Below are 17,594 nucleotides of genomic sequence, written 5' to 3'. Positions count from 1 at the left end.
CAACGATCTATTTACCAACCCACGAAAGTTTCTTCTAAAATTCGCCCCTGCCATCTGGGTTATCGCTTTCATCTACGCTACAGTTGTAATTGTCGGCTCAGAAAAAACGACCACGGAGAAGCTTGAAACTTTGGCCGGTTCGTACTTGGCGCTCGGGCTCATGTATGCGATTAATTGGTATTACCTAAAATCGACTCAGGATAAGTAGGCGGAGCCGTAAAATCTATGGAAGTGATAATTATATAGTTAGGAGATGTCTATAGAACGATTGCATACGCCCACCGGCATTTTGGCGGGGTAGAAGGATTAAGTTTATTCCAAGAGAGACTGCACAAAGTGCAGGAATAACTCCAAAAATGATCGGTTTAATAGGCGGCCCACCTCTGGCCTGACTCCAACCTTTTTGTCTTGATTGTTTTATGTGTCTCGAATATCGGTAGGGTTCATTTTCGTTGCTGGCTACAATTGCCAGGCGTTCGATAAATTCCCGCGGCATTTTTCGATCGCAACGGAGACATTTTTTTTGACTTATTTTCGGTCATCGTCATTTGATGCAATCAATGAACATCGCTGCTTTCTTCATGCACCGCATACCGCAGGAACATGTCCAATTTCTAATGTGTAAAAAGCTTAGTCGGTGACCTCTAATTCCAATTCCGTTTTAATTTCAATATCTCGTTGGATGTACTCCAATATAATCCGCCCTTCGATTGTATCAATATTGTCTATCAACTCTTCCTCCCATGTGGCGAAGTCTGGAATGCTGACTTTCTCTACGTAATGGTAATAATAGAGTTGTTGCAGGTTATCGAGTTTGTCCAGATCTCGTGCGATTTTTGAGTTGATGTCGTCGTTATTCTGATCTTCAAAATCATGAAAATATCCCGGAATTTCATCTATACCATTGTGCCGATAGGTATTTAAAAAGCCATACTTTCGGATAACCTTTTCTTCCTTCTCTTCATCAAACTTAGTTTTCTTCTTTTTGGATTTATCCATTGTACTCGCTTCGCCTATGTCGTGTAGCAATACCATCTTGAGTATTTTATCCTTATCATAATCAGGCTCAATAGATTCTTTTGGTAAACAGAAATAACCCATCGCCCACATATTGTACATATGGGCTGCGATGACCTCCGGATTTCTTATGTCTCTTTCTATCCATCCTGTGCGTGGGTATTTTTTCAGATTAGCGATTTCTGCCAAAAAGGTACCAAAGGAAATTTTATCCCCCATTGCAAGTATCTCGGCAATAAAACTGACATATTTTTGAAGGTTTCTGCTAATCAATTTGGATCGCAAAATTGCATTTCCGAGCATTACGATACTGACGCGCTTTTCAGAGTCCAGATTACCGAGCTTGCTAATTTGTCGGTGCTGAGCAAGTGAACACAAAGTATAAACATCGATTTCAATTAAACTGTATCCGATATTATTCCTGATTGCATCTTCTATCTTGTTATAGAGCTTGGTGTAGGTGTACGAAAAATCCTTTTTCAAATCGTCCTCTTTCTGCAGCGGCCCCGTTGCAGGATCAAAAGGTAAATCTCCGTAATACTCCATGTGAAAGCCTCTGTTGATACTATCCCAAAGGCCATTCTTCATGAGGATAGATAAATACTGCTCATTGGCCATGTCCAGTTCGCTCGACCCATACTCGCAGCAATAGATGATACTAATATAAAGGCTCCTGAAATAAAGTAGTTTTTCTTTGAATTCGCTACGGTTCTTCGCCAGCTTGCCCGTAGCAATGGCTTCGTCGATCGCCAGCTTCTCCCGTGTCAACTGCTCCGTTAAAAAATTTTTACCTTCATCCTTGATCAGTGGAGCACCAAACCGGCCAAGCAGGTAGCAAAAATGTGCTTTTGCTTTATAGCCTACATCATTAAAAAGCTCTGAAATGGCCTTGTAGATATCCTGTTGTGTGCTTGCACTCGAATTCATAATTTCCTTACAGAAATTATTTATATTATCTGTGTAAACAAATTCAAGCTCCTCCTTTTTTATGTTTCCATTTTTTAATCGCTCAATAATGATATACGCAAGCAAGAAATCCCGGATGGAAGGATGCATGAACAAAAGCTCCTTGCTATCCACATCATCATCGAGCTGCATGCTTTTATTTATGTAAAAATCAAACGCCTGCTTTGCTGTTGCGCTCAATGAAGTTCGCTTTAGCTTGCTTACGCAATATTTCATAAAAAATTCGCTTAGTGATCCACACCTCGTGAACTCGTTCACATGTACCTTTTCTGACAAGATGTCCAGCGTAAAAAGATCCACACGATGGATACCGAATTTCTTGACTTGTTTGATCAGATATTGTTTCAGGTGCTGCGGATTCGTTTTGCGTGAGCGCAATCCTTTCGTTTCCGTATACAGGTCTATGAACAACTCAAAACTTGTGCTGTATGTGGAAATGCTGTTTAGAATAATCTCTATCTCTCCTTCCCTTATAAATAATCCTTTCTCCTTTTCACTGTCCGGCGGTGCAAAGACATTGTCCTTAATGTTTAAGCCAATAACCTTCTTTCTTCCATCAAAACGCTTTTTAATGCGCTCAAGCATCATTTGATTCAATTCCCGGTTTGCACTAAAGGAGTCATCTGCACCATCTATGATCAGAATCGACTCCGAATGCTTTGTCCGTTCGACAAATCCAACAATTTTATCCAGGTCATGATCAAGCTTCTCAAAAATTTTATCGGCGTGATCTGCATCAGTGAAGTATTTTTGAATGTCTATGTAAACGGGGATTTGATCTTCGGCGAGTAAACAAAGTGCTTCATAAAGCACATTCAAGAAAGAACTTTTACCGCTGCCCTGGATACCACATACGGTCAACGGGTTATCCGACTCCGAACTAAGGATGCTCCTGACCAGGTACAGGAAAATGTTTTCATCAATATTGACGGCCGCCTCATGCTTGTGAAAAGATGTAACGGAGATGATATGTGAGAAAAAATCTGAATAGTTCTCTAATGAATTGAAATCAATCTTTCTGTTCAGAAACTCCTCGCTCCGGTAAGTCGTATTAATAAACTGCTCTAAAATGGTATAGTCATGTCCTTTATCCTTGTATGGCAACAAACTGGATAAATGCTCCAGAATGAGGTTAAGGACAGTAATATCCTTTGACAGAAAGTTCATTTTGCTGCATAGGTAGCGGATGTCTATGATGTGCTCCGCTGCCCTGAAATTCAGTTCACCCTGAGTGGCTTTATCAATCGCTTCTTGCGAGTACTTTCTTTTGCCAATCCCCTTTAACTGAAAAATGTACAAAACATCATAGTCATCTTTATGATGTATCCTGAACGATTCAATAGTCTCTTTAATTTTTCCGATGGTATCCTCTGCAGTAACCTGTATTGCTATACGCTTTTCCTTGTCGATCAGATCCACTGCGGGAAAACGCGAATTCTCGCGATTCGGATTGATCAGATTGCAATCCAGAATCGGGTTCAGCAATTTGATCAATAAGTTTTCACTGAGCTTATAGTAATCATCATCGCCTTGGCGGTCGATCAACTTTATCTGCCAATGATCCAATTTATCTTTAATCTTGTTGAGGGTCTCTTCAGGAGTCATGGTGGAAATCTTGTAGTTAGGGTTAGAGAATCTTTTTTGGGATAAGGTCAGCATGTAGCCAGCCGGGATTGTCCCGGAACTTGCTCCAGTCCTCTGCTAATTGCTCCTGCAATGGTGCCCAAAACGGATCATTACGACTGAAGCGAAGTGCGTAGCGCAATAAATTATAGCACGTCGTAAACTGGCCAGCTTGTATTAGAGCATCAGGGCTGCCCGTGCTACGCTGGTTCGTATCGTACCACAACGTTGTATCCATCTCAGTTGCAATCCTTGCAACGTTTTGAATACTATCCGAGGGTTGCATTAGCGTGCTCAACAACTGGTTGCTGCCGTCAACAGATACTTGCCAGCCCGCATCGAACCAGGGCTCAGACTGTAGGTCCTTCATTCGTTGCGCATCATTCTTAGGACTCAGGAGGTATACAGCATTTTGCAAGCAGAACTTTCTCATTTGTTTCACTTCAATAATCGCGGCCAGCGCAGGATCACTTCCTGGTCGTAATGGTGCTCTGGTTGCGTCCAGTTTTCGTTCTGTAATTCTGCTGAACAGCAGATCGTACGATATCCGCCTGATTTTTTTCAAAAATACTACCGCGGCCAAGTAGGCCGCCGAGGTCGCGCGGCTATCCACCGCTTGTAGCAAACTCTTGATAGGCAGATTGAGGAAAAACCAGAAGTGGCGAAAGAACACTAATCCATAAGTGTTATTGGATTTGCGAATCCCTGCGAGCAGTTGATACGACTGCCAAAATCCAAGGATAATTAAACAAAGGAAAGGCAAACATACACCAAAGACTACATGAGAAAGTGAAACCAGTGTCCCTGTTGCTATTCCGAGCACCCCAAGCAAGGCCAATACCACTGCTGTTATGCTATACTGCATCATCGACGGCCGTTGCCACCAGCTCGCCATATTTTCTTTCGGGAAATCGTAGCCGCTGGTATAATTACTACTTACATCACAGCTGATATACAGATCGAACCCGAAGCCGTTTCTGTTCATTAATCGATCCTCCGCTAAAAGAAAGGAGCCAATGCCCTGGTTGTCATCGATCCCCCCGTCCATAATACCAAATTCCAACGCCTTTCTCGCCCCGGTGCCTGATGGCTGCTGGCTCTTTTCAGGCGAAAACGTCGTGTCGGAAACCAGGGCCGTCACCAGCTCGCCACTTTTCAGTGATAAGGATTGACCAGATGCAATTCGGGAGTAGGAAAAGTCTTTTGGAAAAATAAACGGCTCAAAGCCGACCGGGAAGCATGAAGAGCAAGCCAGTATATCCGATAGCTTTACCCGATTGAGAACCTCCTTCGATATCGCATCTGATTTAAACTTCAAAAATTTATTTCCTACCTTTCCTCCGTTTTGAAAACGGAATAGCATTCCATTATCAAACTCCGTTGTGTTGACGCAAATTTCAAACGGTATGGGCTTGCTCGATGAATTAAGCAAGCCAAAGGTAGCCCCTTCAAACAATAATTCGTCATACGCCTTTGAGAATGCGTTAATCAGATTTCGGCTCTTTTCTGGAGTATTCTCCCACGCCTCGCTGGATTTCAGGATTTCGAGAGCACGCTCCGTCACACGGTCTCCCTCTAATATTCCTTCCTTCATTTTCCGGTAAAACGTTTCAAAATTCCAGGATTGTTGCGAACGACTGTACGCATAAAACAGATTAGTGAAACTCCCGCCGGATGCAGAGCTGATAAAATGCACTAAGTCAATAAACGGCTGATCGCCACTCATGGTAAGCTTGTTCATATAGGACAAGCACCCTAGTGCGAAAGATGCTGCGCGAAAGCCGCCACCGGAAAATGATAGTGCAATGTGCTGCGGAAAGCGGGGCTCGAGTGTTTGATAGTCCATAGCTTTTAGAAGTAAGGTTAGCGACCATTTTCAATATTTATTAATCACCAAAAAACGGAATTCTCCGCTTGGCGTTACTACATTCCTTGGAATGAACGTAACACAAAACCAGTAATAGGTTTGAATTCAAAAGATCAGAGATAACGATCCGGATGGGAACCTTGCAGTTGTTTATGCTGTGTGAGGTAGATATCAGTCATGAGGGTTTGGCTTAGTTAACAGATAACGAGAATATATTTATCAATAAAGATTGGCAAATATTCTTTTACTGACAACCCCATTTTTGTCCCCCTACCAAAAGGGGGATTGGAATTTATTTACCGGTTGTCTATCGCTCTCCTCTGTAAAATGATAATATTATCTTAATCAATAAAGACAATCTTGATCATCCGAAAACCAGATTGGGGCTTCATTCGCTTAACATGCAGTTCGGTAATCATACAATCAAATCATTCGAAAAAACAAAATCGGATTTTATTGATTGCGTACCTTAGTATAAATCCTTCCGCAACGATCTACCTGATTGACTATGAAAAGCCAAGCAATCTCTCCACAACCGCTCACCGAACTATTAAGGGACGCATCTAGTCTTTGGAAATATTTAATGTCAAGCGCCGGCCTCGACCTTAAACATTATGATCCGGAAATATTATCAGGCAATGGCATTTACCAAGGTTTACCCGGGCATTTAGGAGTATCGGAGGAACCGGGAAATTTTGCAGCAGAACTAAGAGCCAATAACATCTCGGTTGAGGCGCTGATACAGGCATTTTTCAAAACCTGGCAGCCCTACGCCCAGATGATGGGAGATATTTGCACCTTTTTCGAACGAAATTCAGTCAAGCAAACAGATCGAAGTATAAAGATTGTCTTCGATTTCTCACAAGTAGATCAAGAAGAACTGACCTTCGACCTGGAACATTTCAATTCAACCGTAGCAGCTATTGAGAGAATTAAGCAAATCTCGGAATGGACCAGGTTCCAAAAGGGAGAACATTTCGGGTTTATTAGCAAATTTTGCGGCGGTTACCTTGGCTCGTCTAAACAAAATGACGTCCTAGCCTGGACCAAACGATTCAGCAATCGAGAAATTGTCGGCATAGATGAGTTTTCCTGGACCGTCACCTCGAGTGAAAAATTGAATTTTGAGTTGCGCAGACTGGAGTTAATCTGGAAGACGGTGATGCGAAAAGTTGTCGAGTTCGATATGTTTGAAGGACGTCACAAAAGGTATCTCTACGGTCAATATGATCAGGCGTCCAACACAACATCGGATTCTCAAGGAGAACCGTTATCAAGAGTCGCCCAATTAGTCGACGATTACTGGCCGCCAACATTTGTAAATGCTCTACTCAAGCTACTTGAGGACATGGAAGAACTTCCTATTCAGGATCGCGACACTAAGTACCAGACACTAGCTTTGCAAATCAAATCATTTCTGGATGAACGTACTGTTTCTACCGAAGACGCACAAGACCTCGTCAAAGATCTGATAGACCTGCTGAAATTGCCAACCTGGAGAAAGCGACATGAGCTATACGGAGCCTGGATTCTTGCACTTTGTGACCAGACTCTGAAAGAGCATCCTGAATATACTCTACATCACGATAATGGTATCCTAAGGCTGCCTTTCAAGAAAACAAAGCTTATTACGTTTTCAACGGACTTAGGGGAAATAGCTCTCTATTCCGAATCGAAAAATGTAATTGTGAAACCTAAGGGGAAAAGCCGTACCAACCATATTCAACCAGACTACACCTTTTACAACGGGGAACAAAGCGGAGAACTTGATGCCATAGCAGTAATTGAGGTTAAACAATATAGGACTCCGAGGGTCAGTAATTTCCAGAATGCACTCGATGATTATGCCAAGGCTTTACCCAATGCGACGGTCTTTCTTACGAACTACGGGGTCGTGCCGACTTCAATGAAACTTGACTACCCGAAAAGGTCCCATTTTTTTGGACAAGTTAGGCCTGCCTCAGACGCAGCTAAGGATTTTTCCGTCGCTCTGCTCTCCTGTCTGCCCAAAACACCGGCGATAAAGCCTAAGCTGGGATCAATGGAAGTTGCAAAGTCTCACGAAGAGCTGCTCAGGTCTGTCAAACGTATTTATGTCGATGTAAGCTCATCATTAGGCTTGGATGAATACAAAGTGTTCGTGCGGGATCTGTTGTCCTGGCTGCTACCAATGGGGCAGGTTACGAATCTGATGGCGGTTGACAATGGCATAAGATTCCAATGGAAGACTCCTGGGCTAGAAAACATTAATGAGCTTCTGGCGCTAAAGTTTGACCAAGGCACAGACTTCGACAAAGTCATATCAAAAGATATCCGTACTCTTGTCGTCACCGACGAAGACGGCGCAAAAGACTTGAAACTAATTCGTGACGGCAATGATTTGCTGTTGATAGAATTTTCCCCTAAGGAACAGCTAATGTACCAGGGCAATCAACCTATCTTATAGTAAGTTCTTTTCCATTAGCCTTGCTCGTCAATTCGATCAAATCTGCAGTCCAGCCGTTCGAATATTATATGCAAAGAAATCTCTGCCTCCGACTGAATGTTTATCTAACCTTATCCATTTTGCTTTAGGCTTTTTCCAAATATAGAGAAAGCTTTCGAAGTGTTCCAAAGCTATTGCAAAACGCGCTTTGTATTGATGGCACTACTTTGATTGTATGATTAATATGAACATTGTGGAACAGAGGATGTTAACGCTAAATTTCCATTTTTTACAAAATGCACCGATGAATTGCCGCAGCAAGTCCTTATATAGCAACCTAGTGCTTCAATGCCGCAAATGTCAATTTTAGCCCCCAAGATTCTTGATCGCCTTAACAGCATGAGTGCCATAGCAAGAATCGTCCGCGAGAGGCTTTAACACGTCCAGATCCAGTACAGATCCGGACTCCGCCAAGAGCCATATCGCATGCTTATTAATTTCTTCCCTCGGCACGGCAAAGTACCAAATACTTTCCTGCGATTCGAGATTCAACAATGCGTGACGGCACACTTCAACAATCCGTTCCCGGTACTCAACCTGAACTAATCCAAGTCGGGTAATGTCCAGCTCGGAATGATAGCTTTGACCATAAAGCGCGTGTCTACATTGCCAGATTGTCTCTATGACTTTACAATTGTTTTGATCAAAAAGTAGGTCTGCAAGGATGTTAGTCTTGACTTGACGCTCTTGGCGCTCAATGTCGCTTCTATAAATCCAGTAGTATATTTCGGCGAGTGCTCTAACCGACCTTTCTGATTGACCCAAACTGTCGAGCTCTCGGTGAAGTAGTTCGTAATTGCACTTCCCTAATAACAGGTGCGAAACCAAGAAAATGGCTAAGGAATCGCTCGGAAATGACGACTCCAACAACGGGGTCTCTGTCCATCTCTGTATGTATTTCATTGCAGAAATCCCAAGGAGGCTATACCCCCTTAATATCAGCGAAAATGTAAACATTTCACTAGACCATCCCTGAAGCGCCATTTCTATGAAGCTCTTCTTTTCGGCATCCCCAAGTTGTTCTATTGCTGAATAGTAAGCAGTACTATAAGGGTGGTCATATTGTCGATAAAATATAGATGCTGCATCGTTGCAGGCACTTTCACCGGGTGGCTTATTCAGTAGGTTGTCGATCTCCTGACTTACAACCACGATATGTTCATTTGAATCATCGTCCAGCGCGCCAAGAACACCCAAAGCGTCAAATATCTGTGTTGACAACCAAATATTCTGGGTCTCGGAATGAATTCTCGATATTTGCGATATTAATGCGATTCTTTCGGCATCGTCTGAATAAATGTGTGCGATCTGTTGAAGAATTTCCGTCAATAAGGGAGTTGGAAACTGCCGCCAATTCCTAAGTATGCGTATTACATTAGGGTAAAGTTGCTTTACACATTCATCATAGCGGAATAGAACCAAAAGCAAGTACACCTGACCGGGCGACAGAATTTTCTCACGAACTTCCCTATGAAGAGATTCAACTCGTACTTCATGTTTGCTGCGTAAACTGAGGAATCCTGAATGGAGAGCAGAAAATAGGCTGCTAATCGCAAGTCTTCTCGGAGATATTGCACCATACGTTACAGAGAAAATATTTGATCTTGCACTTATATTTTGTGTCCTGGCAGCATCTCGAAACTTCTTTGCCGCAACAGCACAGACTTCGTCCATCGTGCCAATCAACGTAAATATCTTATTCAGAAATTTTCCTTTAACTAACTGTCCCGGTAATGCTAAAAGTAGCCCCATTTCTTGATCAGACCATTTATTGAGTCGGCCTTCAACAAAATCAAAATGGAATAAAACATCGGACATCTCAAACTCGCAATTGGCGATTTCCCCAGCTACCCGAGGAAGCAACTCAGACATTTTTCTTTCCACCCATAGGCGGCTATACTCACCACCGTCCCCGTCAAGTAAGGCATCAAAAACGTCGCTATCCGTCATCTCAGCAAGTACCTCGTCAACTATCTGCGTGTCGTCAATTGCTCCCAAAATCAATATCTTCTTGTCTGCATTTTTAGGGGCATTCAATGCTGATACAATTTCGCCACTACTCGCAGAAAAACGTGCAACGCTCTCTGCTACAAAAAAATCAAAGAACATTTCATGACTAAAACTGACCATTTCGCCGCGTCGGTCCAAAATGCCACTTCTGAAACACCCGTTAAGAATTTGTGGAGAAAGCATGTCGTTTACCATCAGTCGCTCTACGGCACGAAGAGATAAACTAAATGTAATCTTTTCGGACATTAATCTCGCAATTGACGACATCAGATGAATGCCACCAATATGCGCTTGAGCTAGCTTGGTTCTAATGAATGTCGCAAAAAGCGAATGGCGCCCACTATTAATAAAGTCTCCAGCATCCATTTCGCCAACCATCCTCGCCTCCAATCCCGTCGATACCACAGCTAAAATTGGTGTGAGTTTCCTTAGGGAATCATGGGCGTCATAGCTCAATGCAATTTGTTCTCGAATATAAGGGGAAGGGCGTTGTACGACAATTTCTAGTAAACCTAAATCCGAAAATTCTCCTTCAGGTATCTGACTGGTTATAAGCAATTTTATTTGCATATCAACAACGGTCTTTTGAGCCTCAAGAAGTAACTTTGAACGAAGATCCGGAGTACACTCGTTTAGACCATCTAGTATCAGTAGTACGGGTTGGTGACAATACTTCGCGCAATTCAAAAATTCAGACTCGGACTCAAATCCATAGGCACGCACCTCTTTCTGAAACATTTCACGGAGACTACTTTCATAGTATTTGGATTCCAAGAGCAAAGGGAATGCGCGCTCAAGTACTTTTAGTGACAATAGCCTGGCTAGCGCAGATTTTCCGCATCCCGATGGCCCCAAAATAACAAGGCCTTTTTCAAGCCAAGTCCCGTCCAGTAGTGTATCCGAATTTTTCGTCTGTCCATTTAACAAATATTCAATGGGAACAAAATTTCCAACACGAGATCTTTGATTGGCGCCAAATATTTTTTTGAAGAATTGAGCTTTCTCCTCAATATTTTTGAAATTGATAAGGTTGCCTTTGCTTCGATTTCTACCTTGACCAAATTCCTGTTCGAGAAATTGACTGACCAATTGAAATGCCTCCTGGTCTTCATAATACAATTTCTTTGCCTGAAGCAAAAGATTTCGAACAGTAAATATGTCTCTCGCTGGATCAAAAAAATGTTTATACGGAATGAGAGCTTCTTCGGACAACGAGGGCCTACGTTGAGAAGACAGGATTAGAAACCGAAGACCGTTCGGAAAATCTCTTAAATAGTCACGATTCAGAAAGGTATTCAATGTGCTGCTAATCTTTCGTGCGTCGGTCCTTGAAGTTACCTGAATAGCTATCATTGATTTTTGAGCATCTCCAAGGTCTATGCCAGGATAATTCGCTTGTGTGTCATTTAGGTCGATTTGTTCCCATCCGTAAAGTAAGTTCAGTAGTCGGGCGGACGTTCCCTCCGATACCTTGTTGATATCAAAAAAAGTCAGCGCGTTGTTAACGGCGATCTCTGTTAGCCAGGCAACAAGGTGTCGAGTTAAATATTGTAGTTCTATTTGTGCCCCTGGCATCCGATTTAGTACAGTTTTATGATTTCTTAAATCCCATCGACATCGTCAAATCCTGTTGCCGCCTTCCGAGCATCTGCTTTAGCCTTTGCTATGGCATTCCCGTCAATGATCGCCCTTTTAATAATTGTTGGAATCAAAGTTCCTTGAAAGCGATCTAAACTAATTTCCATCTCAAAATTCAAAATGTACTCAGCAATTGAAGGGAGAATAGCGGTTGATAAGTATTTCCCACCCAATACCTCCACCAATAGGCGCTGCACTGACCATTGATCCATCTCGAAGGCTATCTTCCATAATTGCTTAAAACACAAAAACCGAACTTCGTCGTCCTGAACAGTGACGAGAATCTTCTTAAGCAAAATGCCAAAATCGGTCGCAGCATTGAATGGCCACCCAAGCGTATCGAGGCATTCCTCCAGACGGTCACAAAGAGTCCTTACAAATTCTATTGTGGCAACTCCTAGCGTCGCATAATATGATGCGAAGTAGTCGACCTTCTTAAATATTTTCACGACTGGTGCCAAGTAGTCTGTGTACACGTGATTAAAGACATTTCCCTGTACCAACACTTTATGCAAATAGTTGAAGTCAATTGGTTCAGTGGTCTCTGCTACTTCTAATAATGTTATGTACTCCAGCGGGATGCTGCTATTTAATTGTAGTTGCTTAAGGATTACATAATGCTTTTCGAATTCAACAATATTCTCATATCGTCGCTCGGGGTTCTCGTCCGTTGCCTTGCTCACAAGCGGATACAATTCAAATGACTTCATATTGTCAGGATCACGCCCCGTATAAATAAAATATACCAGTTTGCCCAATGAATAAATATCACTTTGGATTGTAGCATCCTTTAATTTTTGCCTCTGTTCAGGTGCCACATAAAGAATCTGTCCATAACCTGAGGCACTTGATGCGGTATAAAATGAAATCGACTCTGCATCCTTGCCAAGCCCGAAATCAGCAACTTTCACGCTGAACATCTCATTTTCGAGGTAAACTAGTACGTTGTTTGGAGAAATATCCCGGTGCAAAATATCACGCTGATGAGCAAACTTGATGGCAGCGAGGACTTGGTCAATGATCGAAAATCGATTCTCTGGTAAAAGCGTCGCGTTGTTCTTTCGAATATATTCGAAAAGATTATATTGCGCGAAAGGCATCACATACCACAAACTCATTTTATCCTTATTTTCTCCAAAATCAACCAGTGACACAACATTTTCGCAATCTTCCAGATCCTTCAATATCTTGATTTCACGTGTTAATCTATAATGATACTCTGGCTTTGAATAATGCTCCTTCTTGAGTTCCTTGAATGCAAATTCACGACCGTTCTTTTTGTGACGATACATCTTTACCTTGCAGAAATATCCTTCTCCTTTCAGACTGACATATACCAGATCATCCATCATAAGCAACAAAAATATTTTATCAGCAATTTCGTTTTATTTAAGATTGGGATCAGTTACTGTTCCAGTCAGACATTAGGGCAACTCTGCGATGTCCATCAATGATTTGTCACTAGTTGGCATTGTCAGAGCGAACTAAGAATTTACTTACTCTTTCAATGCATGTTTGCACCACGGTGATAACCATGAATCATGTTAAGACCAAACGGCAGAGAATGACTGCGTTTTTCAATTAAATATGCTTCAATAGCATGTGCATTCTCCTTCGAGCGTCCTGCTGCACATACCACATGATATGAACCAGTTAGTTGCTTCTTTCCAGTCACCCCCTCTTCACCAATGGAAATTTGTATTCGTCTCGAATGAAGTGCCTCGCGCAACATCTTTGGAAAACGTCGATCCGAACGACCCCTAAGAGCAAGTCTTACGTGTTCTATGAAACGGGTCATCCATCTCCTTCGAGTAAGCCCATAATATGAAAAAGCCTCTTCTCCGTCAATTTCAAGCGCGTGAAGGTAAACCATATAGGTTCCATTCAACTTTGGCCCCCCTTTTACCAAATATCTTAATGGAATCTCAACCCGCTGGGGTATATCAAAAGTTGGCGACTGTAAATTAAAATGTACCATTGGAGGCATATTAAGCTGGTCTCTCTTTTGCTTCACTCCACAAAGGCTGAGTACTTTATCCCCGTCTGACAATTTTTCGACATCGATCAAATACTGTGGTCCTTCAAAAGTCATGGAAAATTCATAACCATGCCTCGAATTGCACTCAACAACATAGTCAGGAATTCCGGTTGTCTCGTTGAATTGTTCAAGCGCATTATCTAGTAAGCGAAGACTCTCCTCACTAAATGTTAGATCGCTACACAGGTAAGTGTAATTCTCTACATTTAAATATCTGTAAGTTGTTTCGATCATCGCACGCTGAAATTATGTGACTACAACCACTCAACAGGGATTAATTTAAGACCGTTCCGCCACTCTTCGGCCTCATGAACGCCATCGACATCTCCATAAACTTCTGAATCCGCGTGATCCAAAACAATAGCCTGCCACATACCTTTCTGTTTCTTAATGCACGCAGAAAGAGTACTAAACATTTTCCTCACCGCAGCCGAATCCTCATCTGACTGAAACTTTGGGTCCATCTCGTCGCCAGATAGTGCCCCCCCCTTCGATCGTCTTGGGAAGTATACCTGGCTTGGTTGGTCGAAAATTACAAAACTGGGAACCGGTGAGTTCTTAAGTCCGAGGAGGAATTCTTGTAGTGCGCACATGAGTGCGATGTGAAACGACACCCAATTGGAAGCACTCCCAACTTCTCCCAGGTAATGCCAATTATTCTCATTACTTAAAACTTTAATAGAAAGATCTTTGACATCAAATCGCGGTGCTACTTTTTGATACTTTTCTTCAAGATCCAAAGTTTGCAGGTATGCTAAAATTAACCCCGAGACAACATGCGTAGCATTTTCTAAGCGCTGTTGAACACCCCTTATGTCTGCGATTCTCGATAGCTCTTTAAGTTCGGCCTCTAGTTTCTTTATTTCGGCCAAGAGATCCCCAGTATTATTCAACTTTGTAAAATACTCAAAATGCGTCCTAAACTGTCCTATAAAGATGAACATACTTTGGCGACGCTGAAATTGCGCTTGGGCCTCCTTGTCTCTGGCCACAAGCAAATCAACGCGATCTTGCAAGATACGCCTGTGCTCTAAAAGTCTAGCAAGTTCGGTCCGCCATTTCTCCTCCTCTCGCGCAAAAGATGTAGGAACCTCAGAAACTCTCCTTGCATCGTTTTCTAGCTGCAAAAAGGCGGAGGCAATCTTCCCTACCTCTTCACCACTGTTTTTGTGATCTAAGCTTCCGCACGTCGGACATGGCTGCCCATCGGTAGATGCCATTGACTTTACCCATTCTGAAATATGAAGTCGATCCCTTCTACGGCGCACAGAATTCCCATAGTCCATTAAACCGGACTTTAGGCGTCCAATGTCGGATAACTTCTTTTTGGCCGTTGCTATTTCGATACTAAGTGTACGTTCAATAGCCTCTAGTCGCTCAAACTCCTTGTTTGAGCTATCAATGTTCTTAACGGTAGTCTGAATTTTCGACGGGTTTCGGTCAAGAAGGTCCTTTGCTACATCTACCAACTCGTCTGTGCTGGCATTCTCACGAATTTCCTGTTCCAGCAATCCATATTCTTCTGCTAATTTCAAATTTGACTGCAGATTCGAGAGCCAATTTTCAGAGATCACTTTTGCCTTTTCATATTCCCTCCTTAGTCGGTTAAGGTGTCTCTCTGTCTCCGCTAATTTGTTTCTGGCAACAAGAATCTCAAAATTTTCGGCACCAAGGATGTATGGAAACCAGTTCTTCAGCTTTTCTCTATGCTCGTAAGAATGCATTTTGTAAAACAAGACATTTTGATTCGCCACAATGTCCTGACTTTGAAAGCAAAAAGCCATCAAATCGCGGAAGCTCAACCTGCCCTGAAAACCATTATTCTCATCATCCGAACCCAAACCCAAATAGGGAACACCAGAAATGCCGTTCAAGATATGTTTTATGCTGTCAAGCCTCTCATTTGCTTCAATCTTTGTCGGAATCTCATCTACACTTCCCCTTACCAAAAAAAAATCACTTGAAACAGTATTTCCTTGGGGAACCCTTCTACAAATAAGAAGATCTTCAATTGCTGTCCTCACCTGAATCCCATACCAAGATGCGTTATCTCTAATGGTATCGATAGGTATAGAACACTCACCAGAGCCCAAACAATAATCGATAATTGGAATAATAGCCGATTTTCCTGTTCTCGATGCACCAGTAATAACATTGACAACTCCCGGTTCAAATTTCACAATTCGGGGGGTAATGCTTTCTTTTTTGGGCCAGACAACAAGACGGATTATTTGTAGTTGCATTATAAAACTATTTTAAAGTACGCCATTATTGTTGATAGGTCGTGAGCAGCAAACCATTTGCCAAGAATCTCCGCTCTCTCGCCGTCACGTCTCATCTCAGCACGTGGGGCAGTTCCACGAACAATGTTGGCCGAAGAACCGCCAGCTGGATATAGCTTTCCGTTATCAACATCCCAAAAAAGTAAACCGTTAGCCACTGCAATATCTATCGACTTCCAAGTATATTCGAGCTTGTCGCTGAGACGTTGATGAATCGACAATAACAAATCTGAACGGCGGCCGTCTTCAAAGCTCATGACGTATGACTGCAGACTACTGCGTCGATTACTTACAGCCATTTTCAATTCATCGCTTGTAAGTATTGCAGAGGCTAAAAAATGCAGAATGGCAACCGGTGCATCACCATATTGATGTGCCCTTTGGTAACCATCCGTGAACTTGTACAACAAGAAAGCTCCGACTACTGGCGTGTTCCAAAGTCTTACCTCTTCAATTACTTGTCCCATTTCCCGTCTCTCTTATGTTTCTAAATGAGTTTTCCCAATCAGGGTGCCAACCGATCACAGGACCATTTGCTAATGAATGATACGTTCCTGATACCGTCGCAGAAGGTGGGTTTTGATCTTTGATGGTTTCCTGCCGCGACCTGCATTCAAGGAACAGCAGCATACCAATCTCTTCGTGTGAAGCGCTTTTATGCGTAATTCCGAGTTTCATTCGCTGATTTTTCCAAAACTCATAAAGCTTAGCCTCAAAATCGGCAGCCTCTGGCTCATCAATTAGTTCTTTCTCGATCCAGCTATCTCTATTCGCTTTTGCTCGAATAAAATCCAGTACGGCGTCCTGGATTACGTCGTCATCGGCGTCGATACCCTCAAGTTGCTTTACGAAGAGTGGGCGCTCCAAAAGATGTTTTTTAACATCATTGGTGTTAGGTGGATTTATTAGCGCAAAATCTATCAATTCTCTCCTTTGCGCTTTTTCAAAAAGGCGATGAAACTCATGGGCAAACTCCTCCCACTCAATCATAGCTTGCTGCTTGTTGGATAACCGTTGAATAACTAAGCCTTGGTGCCATCCAGCCAAATACTTAGTCACAAAATCGATCTGACTTTCAGCCACAAACTTCTTCAATAGTTCCGTCCTTATTTCTTCGGCACCTGTCCCAGATCCGATTTGTAAATCGAAACGAGGGATAAACTTCGTAAAAACCGGTTCTGATTTCCTCACTACGTAGTCAAAATAGGGCCATATTTCATGCTTGTGACTGAGATTAGAAAACTTGCTCTTTATTGTATCTACGGCTTTTTCAGCCTCATTTACTGACGCTCTACCGAGCAAATTGGCTATTCCTGCCCTCCCTGCACGATTGGCGAACAGAACGAACGTAGTATTGTCTAAGGCGTATTCACCATTATTGATTGCTTGAATCCAGTTATACAAAGTCTTCCAAAGATCGACAGATCTATCAGTCAGCGGATTCCTGGCTTGTGATGATTTATCTTCCTCCGTTATTACTAACCCACTATCCTCGATTGTAGTGACGTCCCCTAAAACTTCTAGATAAACACGATCGCCAGGACCACATCGTAGAAGGTGATATAGAGCTCGCGGGAATTGTAAGATGTAGCCGAGCAGTTGGCCTGGTGCGTTGTAGTTCATTTTGAAAATCCATATTCTGAAGGGTTATTCCAAAAATATAATTAT

9 protein-coding genes are annotated in these 17,594 nt (G+C 42.5%); 1 reads left to right on the top strand and 8 read right to left on the bottom strand.

What is annotated here, in order from left to right; all coding sequences use genetic code 11:
* Positions 1-630: 630 nt before the first annotated feature.
* Together LZD49_RS04810 and LZD49_RS04805 are read right to left on the bottom strand one after the other, a co-directional pair.
* The gene (locus LZD49_RS04810) at positions 631-3,642 is read right to left on the bottom strand and encodes an HD domain-containing protein (protein ID WP_234666185.1); all 3,012 of its coding nucleotides are present in this window, start codon (positions 3,640-3,642) and stop codon (positions 631-633) included.
* Entirely contained in the window at positions 3,611-5,452 is a 1,842-nt protein-coding gene (locus tag LZD49_RS04805) for a patatin-like phospholipase family protein (RefSeq protein ID WP_234666184.1), read from the bottom strand. The genes LZD49_RS04810 and LZD49_RS04805 overlap by 32 nt, the downstream gene beginning before the upstream one ends.
* A gap of 529 nt (positions 5,453-5,981) precedes the next feature.
* Here LZD49_RS04805 and LZD49_RS04800 point away from each other — a divergent pair.
* Positions 5,982-7,919, top strand: coding sequence for a hypothetical protein (locus LZD49_RS04800; protein WP_234666183.1), 1,938 nt, complete (start codon positions 5,982-5,984; stop codon positions 7,917-7,919).
* A gap of 345 nt (positions 7,920-8,264) precedes the next feature.
* On the opposite strand, the gene LZD49_RS04795 is transcribed toward LZD49_RS04800, so the two are convergent.
* From LZD49_RS04795 to LZD49_RS04770, 6 genes are all read right to left on the bottom strand, one after another.
* Positions 8,265-11,543, bottom strand: coding sequence for an SMEK domain-containing protein (locus LZD49_RS04795; RefSeq protein ID WP_234666182.1), 3,279 nt, complete (start codon positions 11,541-11,543; stop codon positions 8,265-8,267).
* 26 nt (positions 11,544-11,569) lie between these two features.
* Positions 11,570-12,958, bottom strand: coding sequence for a serine/threonine-protein kinase (locus LZD49_RS04790; protein ID WP_234666181.1), 1,389 nt, complete (start codon positions 12,956-12,958; stop codon positions 11,570-11,572).
* A gap of 152 nt (positions 12,959-13,110) precedes the next feature.
* Positions 13,111-13,878, bottom strand: coding sequence for a hypothetical protein (locus LZD49_RS04785; RefSeq protein WP_234666180.1), 768 nt, complete (start codon positions 13,876-13,878; stop codon positions 13,111-13,113).
* Positions 13,879-13,898: 20 nt separating this feature from the next.
* Positions 13,899-15,887, bottom strand: coding sequence for a DUF3732 domain-containing protein (locus LZD49_RS04780; RefSeq protein WP_234666179.1), 1,989 nt, complete (start codon positions 15,885-15,887; stop codon positions 13,899-13,901).
* Positions 15,887-16,393 carry a three component ABC system middle component gene (locus LZD49_RS04775; protein ID WP_234666178.1) on the bottom strand — a complete coding sequence of 169 codons (507 nt, stop codon included), beginning with the start codon at positions 16,391-16,393 and terminating at the stop codon, positions 15,887-15,889. The genes LZD49_RS04780 and LZD49_RS04775 overlap by 1 nt, the downstream gene beginning before the upstream one ends.
* Entirely contained in the window at positions 16,377-17,549 is a 1,173-nt protein-coding gene (locus LZD49_RS04770) for an ABC-three component system protein (RefSeq protein WP_234666177.1), read from the bottom strand. The genes LZD49_RS04775 and LZD49_RS04770 overlap by 17 nt, the downstream gene beginning before the upstream one ends.
* Positions 17,550-17,594: the final 45 nt, after the last annotated feature.

This window comes from Dyadobacter sp. CY261 (assembly GCF_021440085.1).
In the GTDB taxonomy this organism is placed as follows: Bacteria; Bacteroidota; Bacteroidia; order Cytophagales; family Spirosomataceae; genus Dyadobacter.
The sequence above is the reverse complement of the archived record's forward strand: the minus strand, read 5'-3'. Positions and strand labels throughout refer to the sequence as shown.

Coding starts and splice junctions, on each gene's coding strand:
- LZD49_RS04800 (WP_234666183.1), top strand. CDS start 5,982: ATGAAAAGCCAAGCAATCTCTCCACAACCGCTCACCGAACTATTAAGG.
- LZD49_RS04780 (WP_234666179.1), bottom strand. CDS start 15,887: ATGCAACTACAAATAATCCGTCTTGTTGTCTGGCCCAAAAAAGAAAGC.
- LZD49_RS04805 (WP_234666184.1), bottom strand. CDS start 5,452: ATGGACTATCAAACACTCGAGCCCCGCTTTCCGCAGCACATTGCACTA.
- LZD49_RS04810 (WP_234666185.1), bottom strand. CDS start 3,642: ATGCTGACCTTATCCCAAAAAAGATTCTCTAACCCTAACTACAAGATT.
- LZD49_RS04795 (WP_234666182.1), bottom strand. CDS start 11,543: ATGCCAGGGGCACAAATAGAACTACAATATTTAACTCGACACCTTGTT.
- LZD49_RS04775 (WP_234666178.1), bottom strand. CDS start 16,393: ATGGGACAAGTAATTGAAGAGGTAAGACTTTGGAACACGCCAGTAGTC.
- LZD49_RS04770 (WP_234666177.1), bottom strand. CDS start 17,549: ATGAACTACAACGCACCAGGCCAACTGCTCGGCTACATCTTACAATTC.
- LZD49_RS04790 (WP_234666181.1), bottom strand. CDS start 12,958: ATGATGGATGATCTGGTATATGTCAGTCTGAAAGGAGAAGGATATTTC.
- LZD49_RS04785 (WP_234666180.1), bottom strand. CDS start 13,878: ATGATCGAAACAACTTACAGATATTTAAATGTAGAGAATTACACTTAC.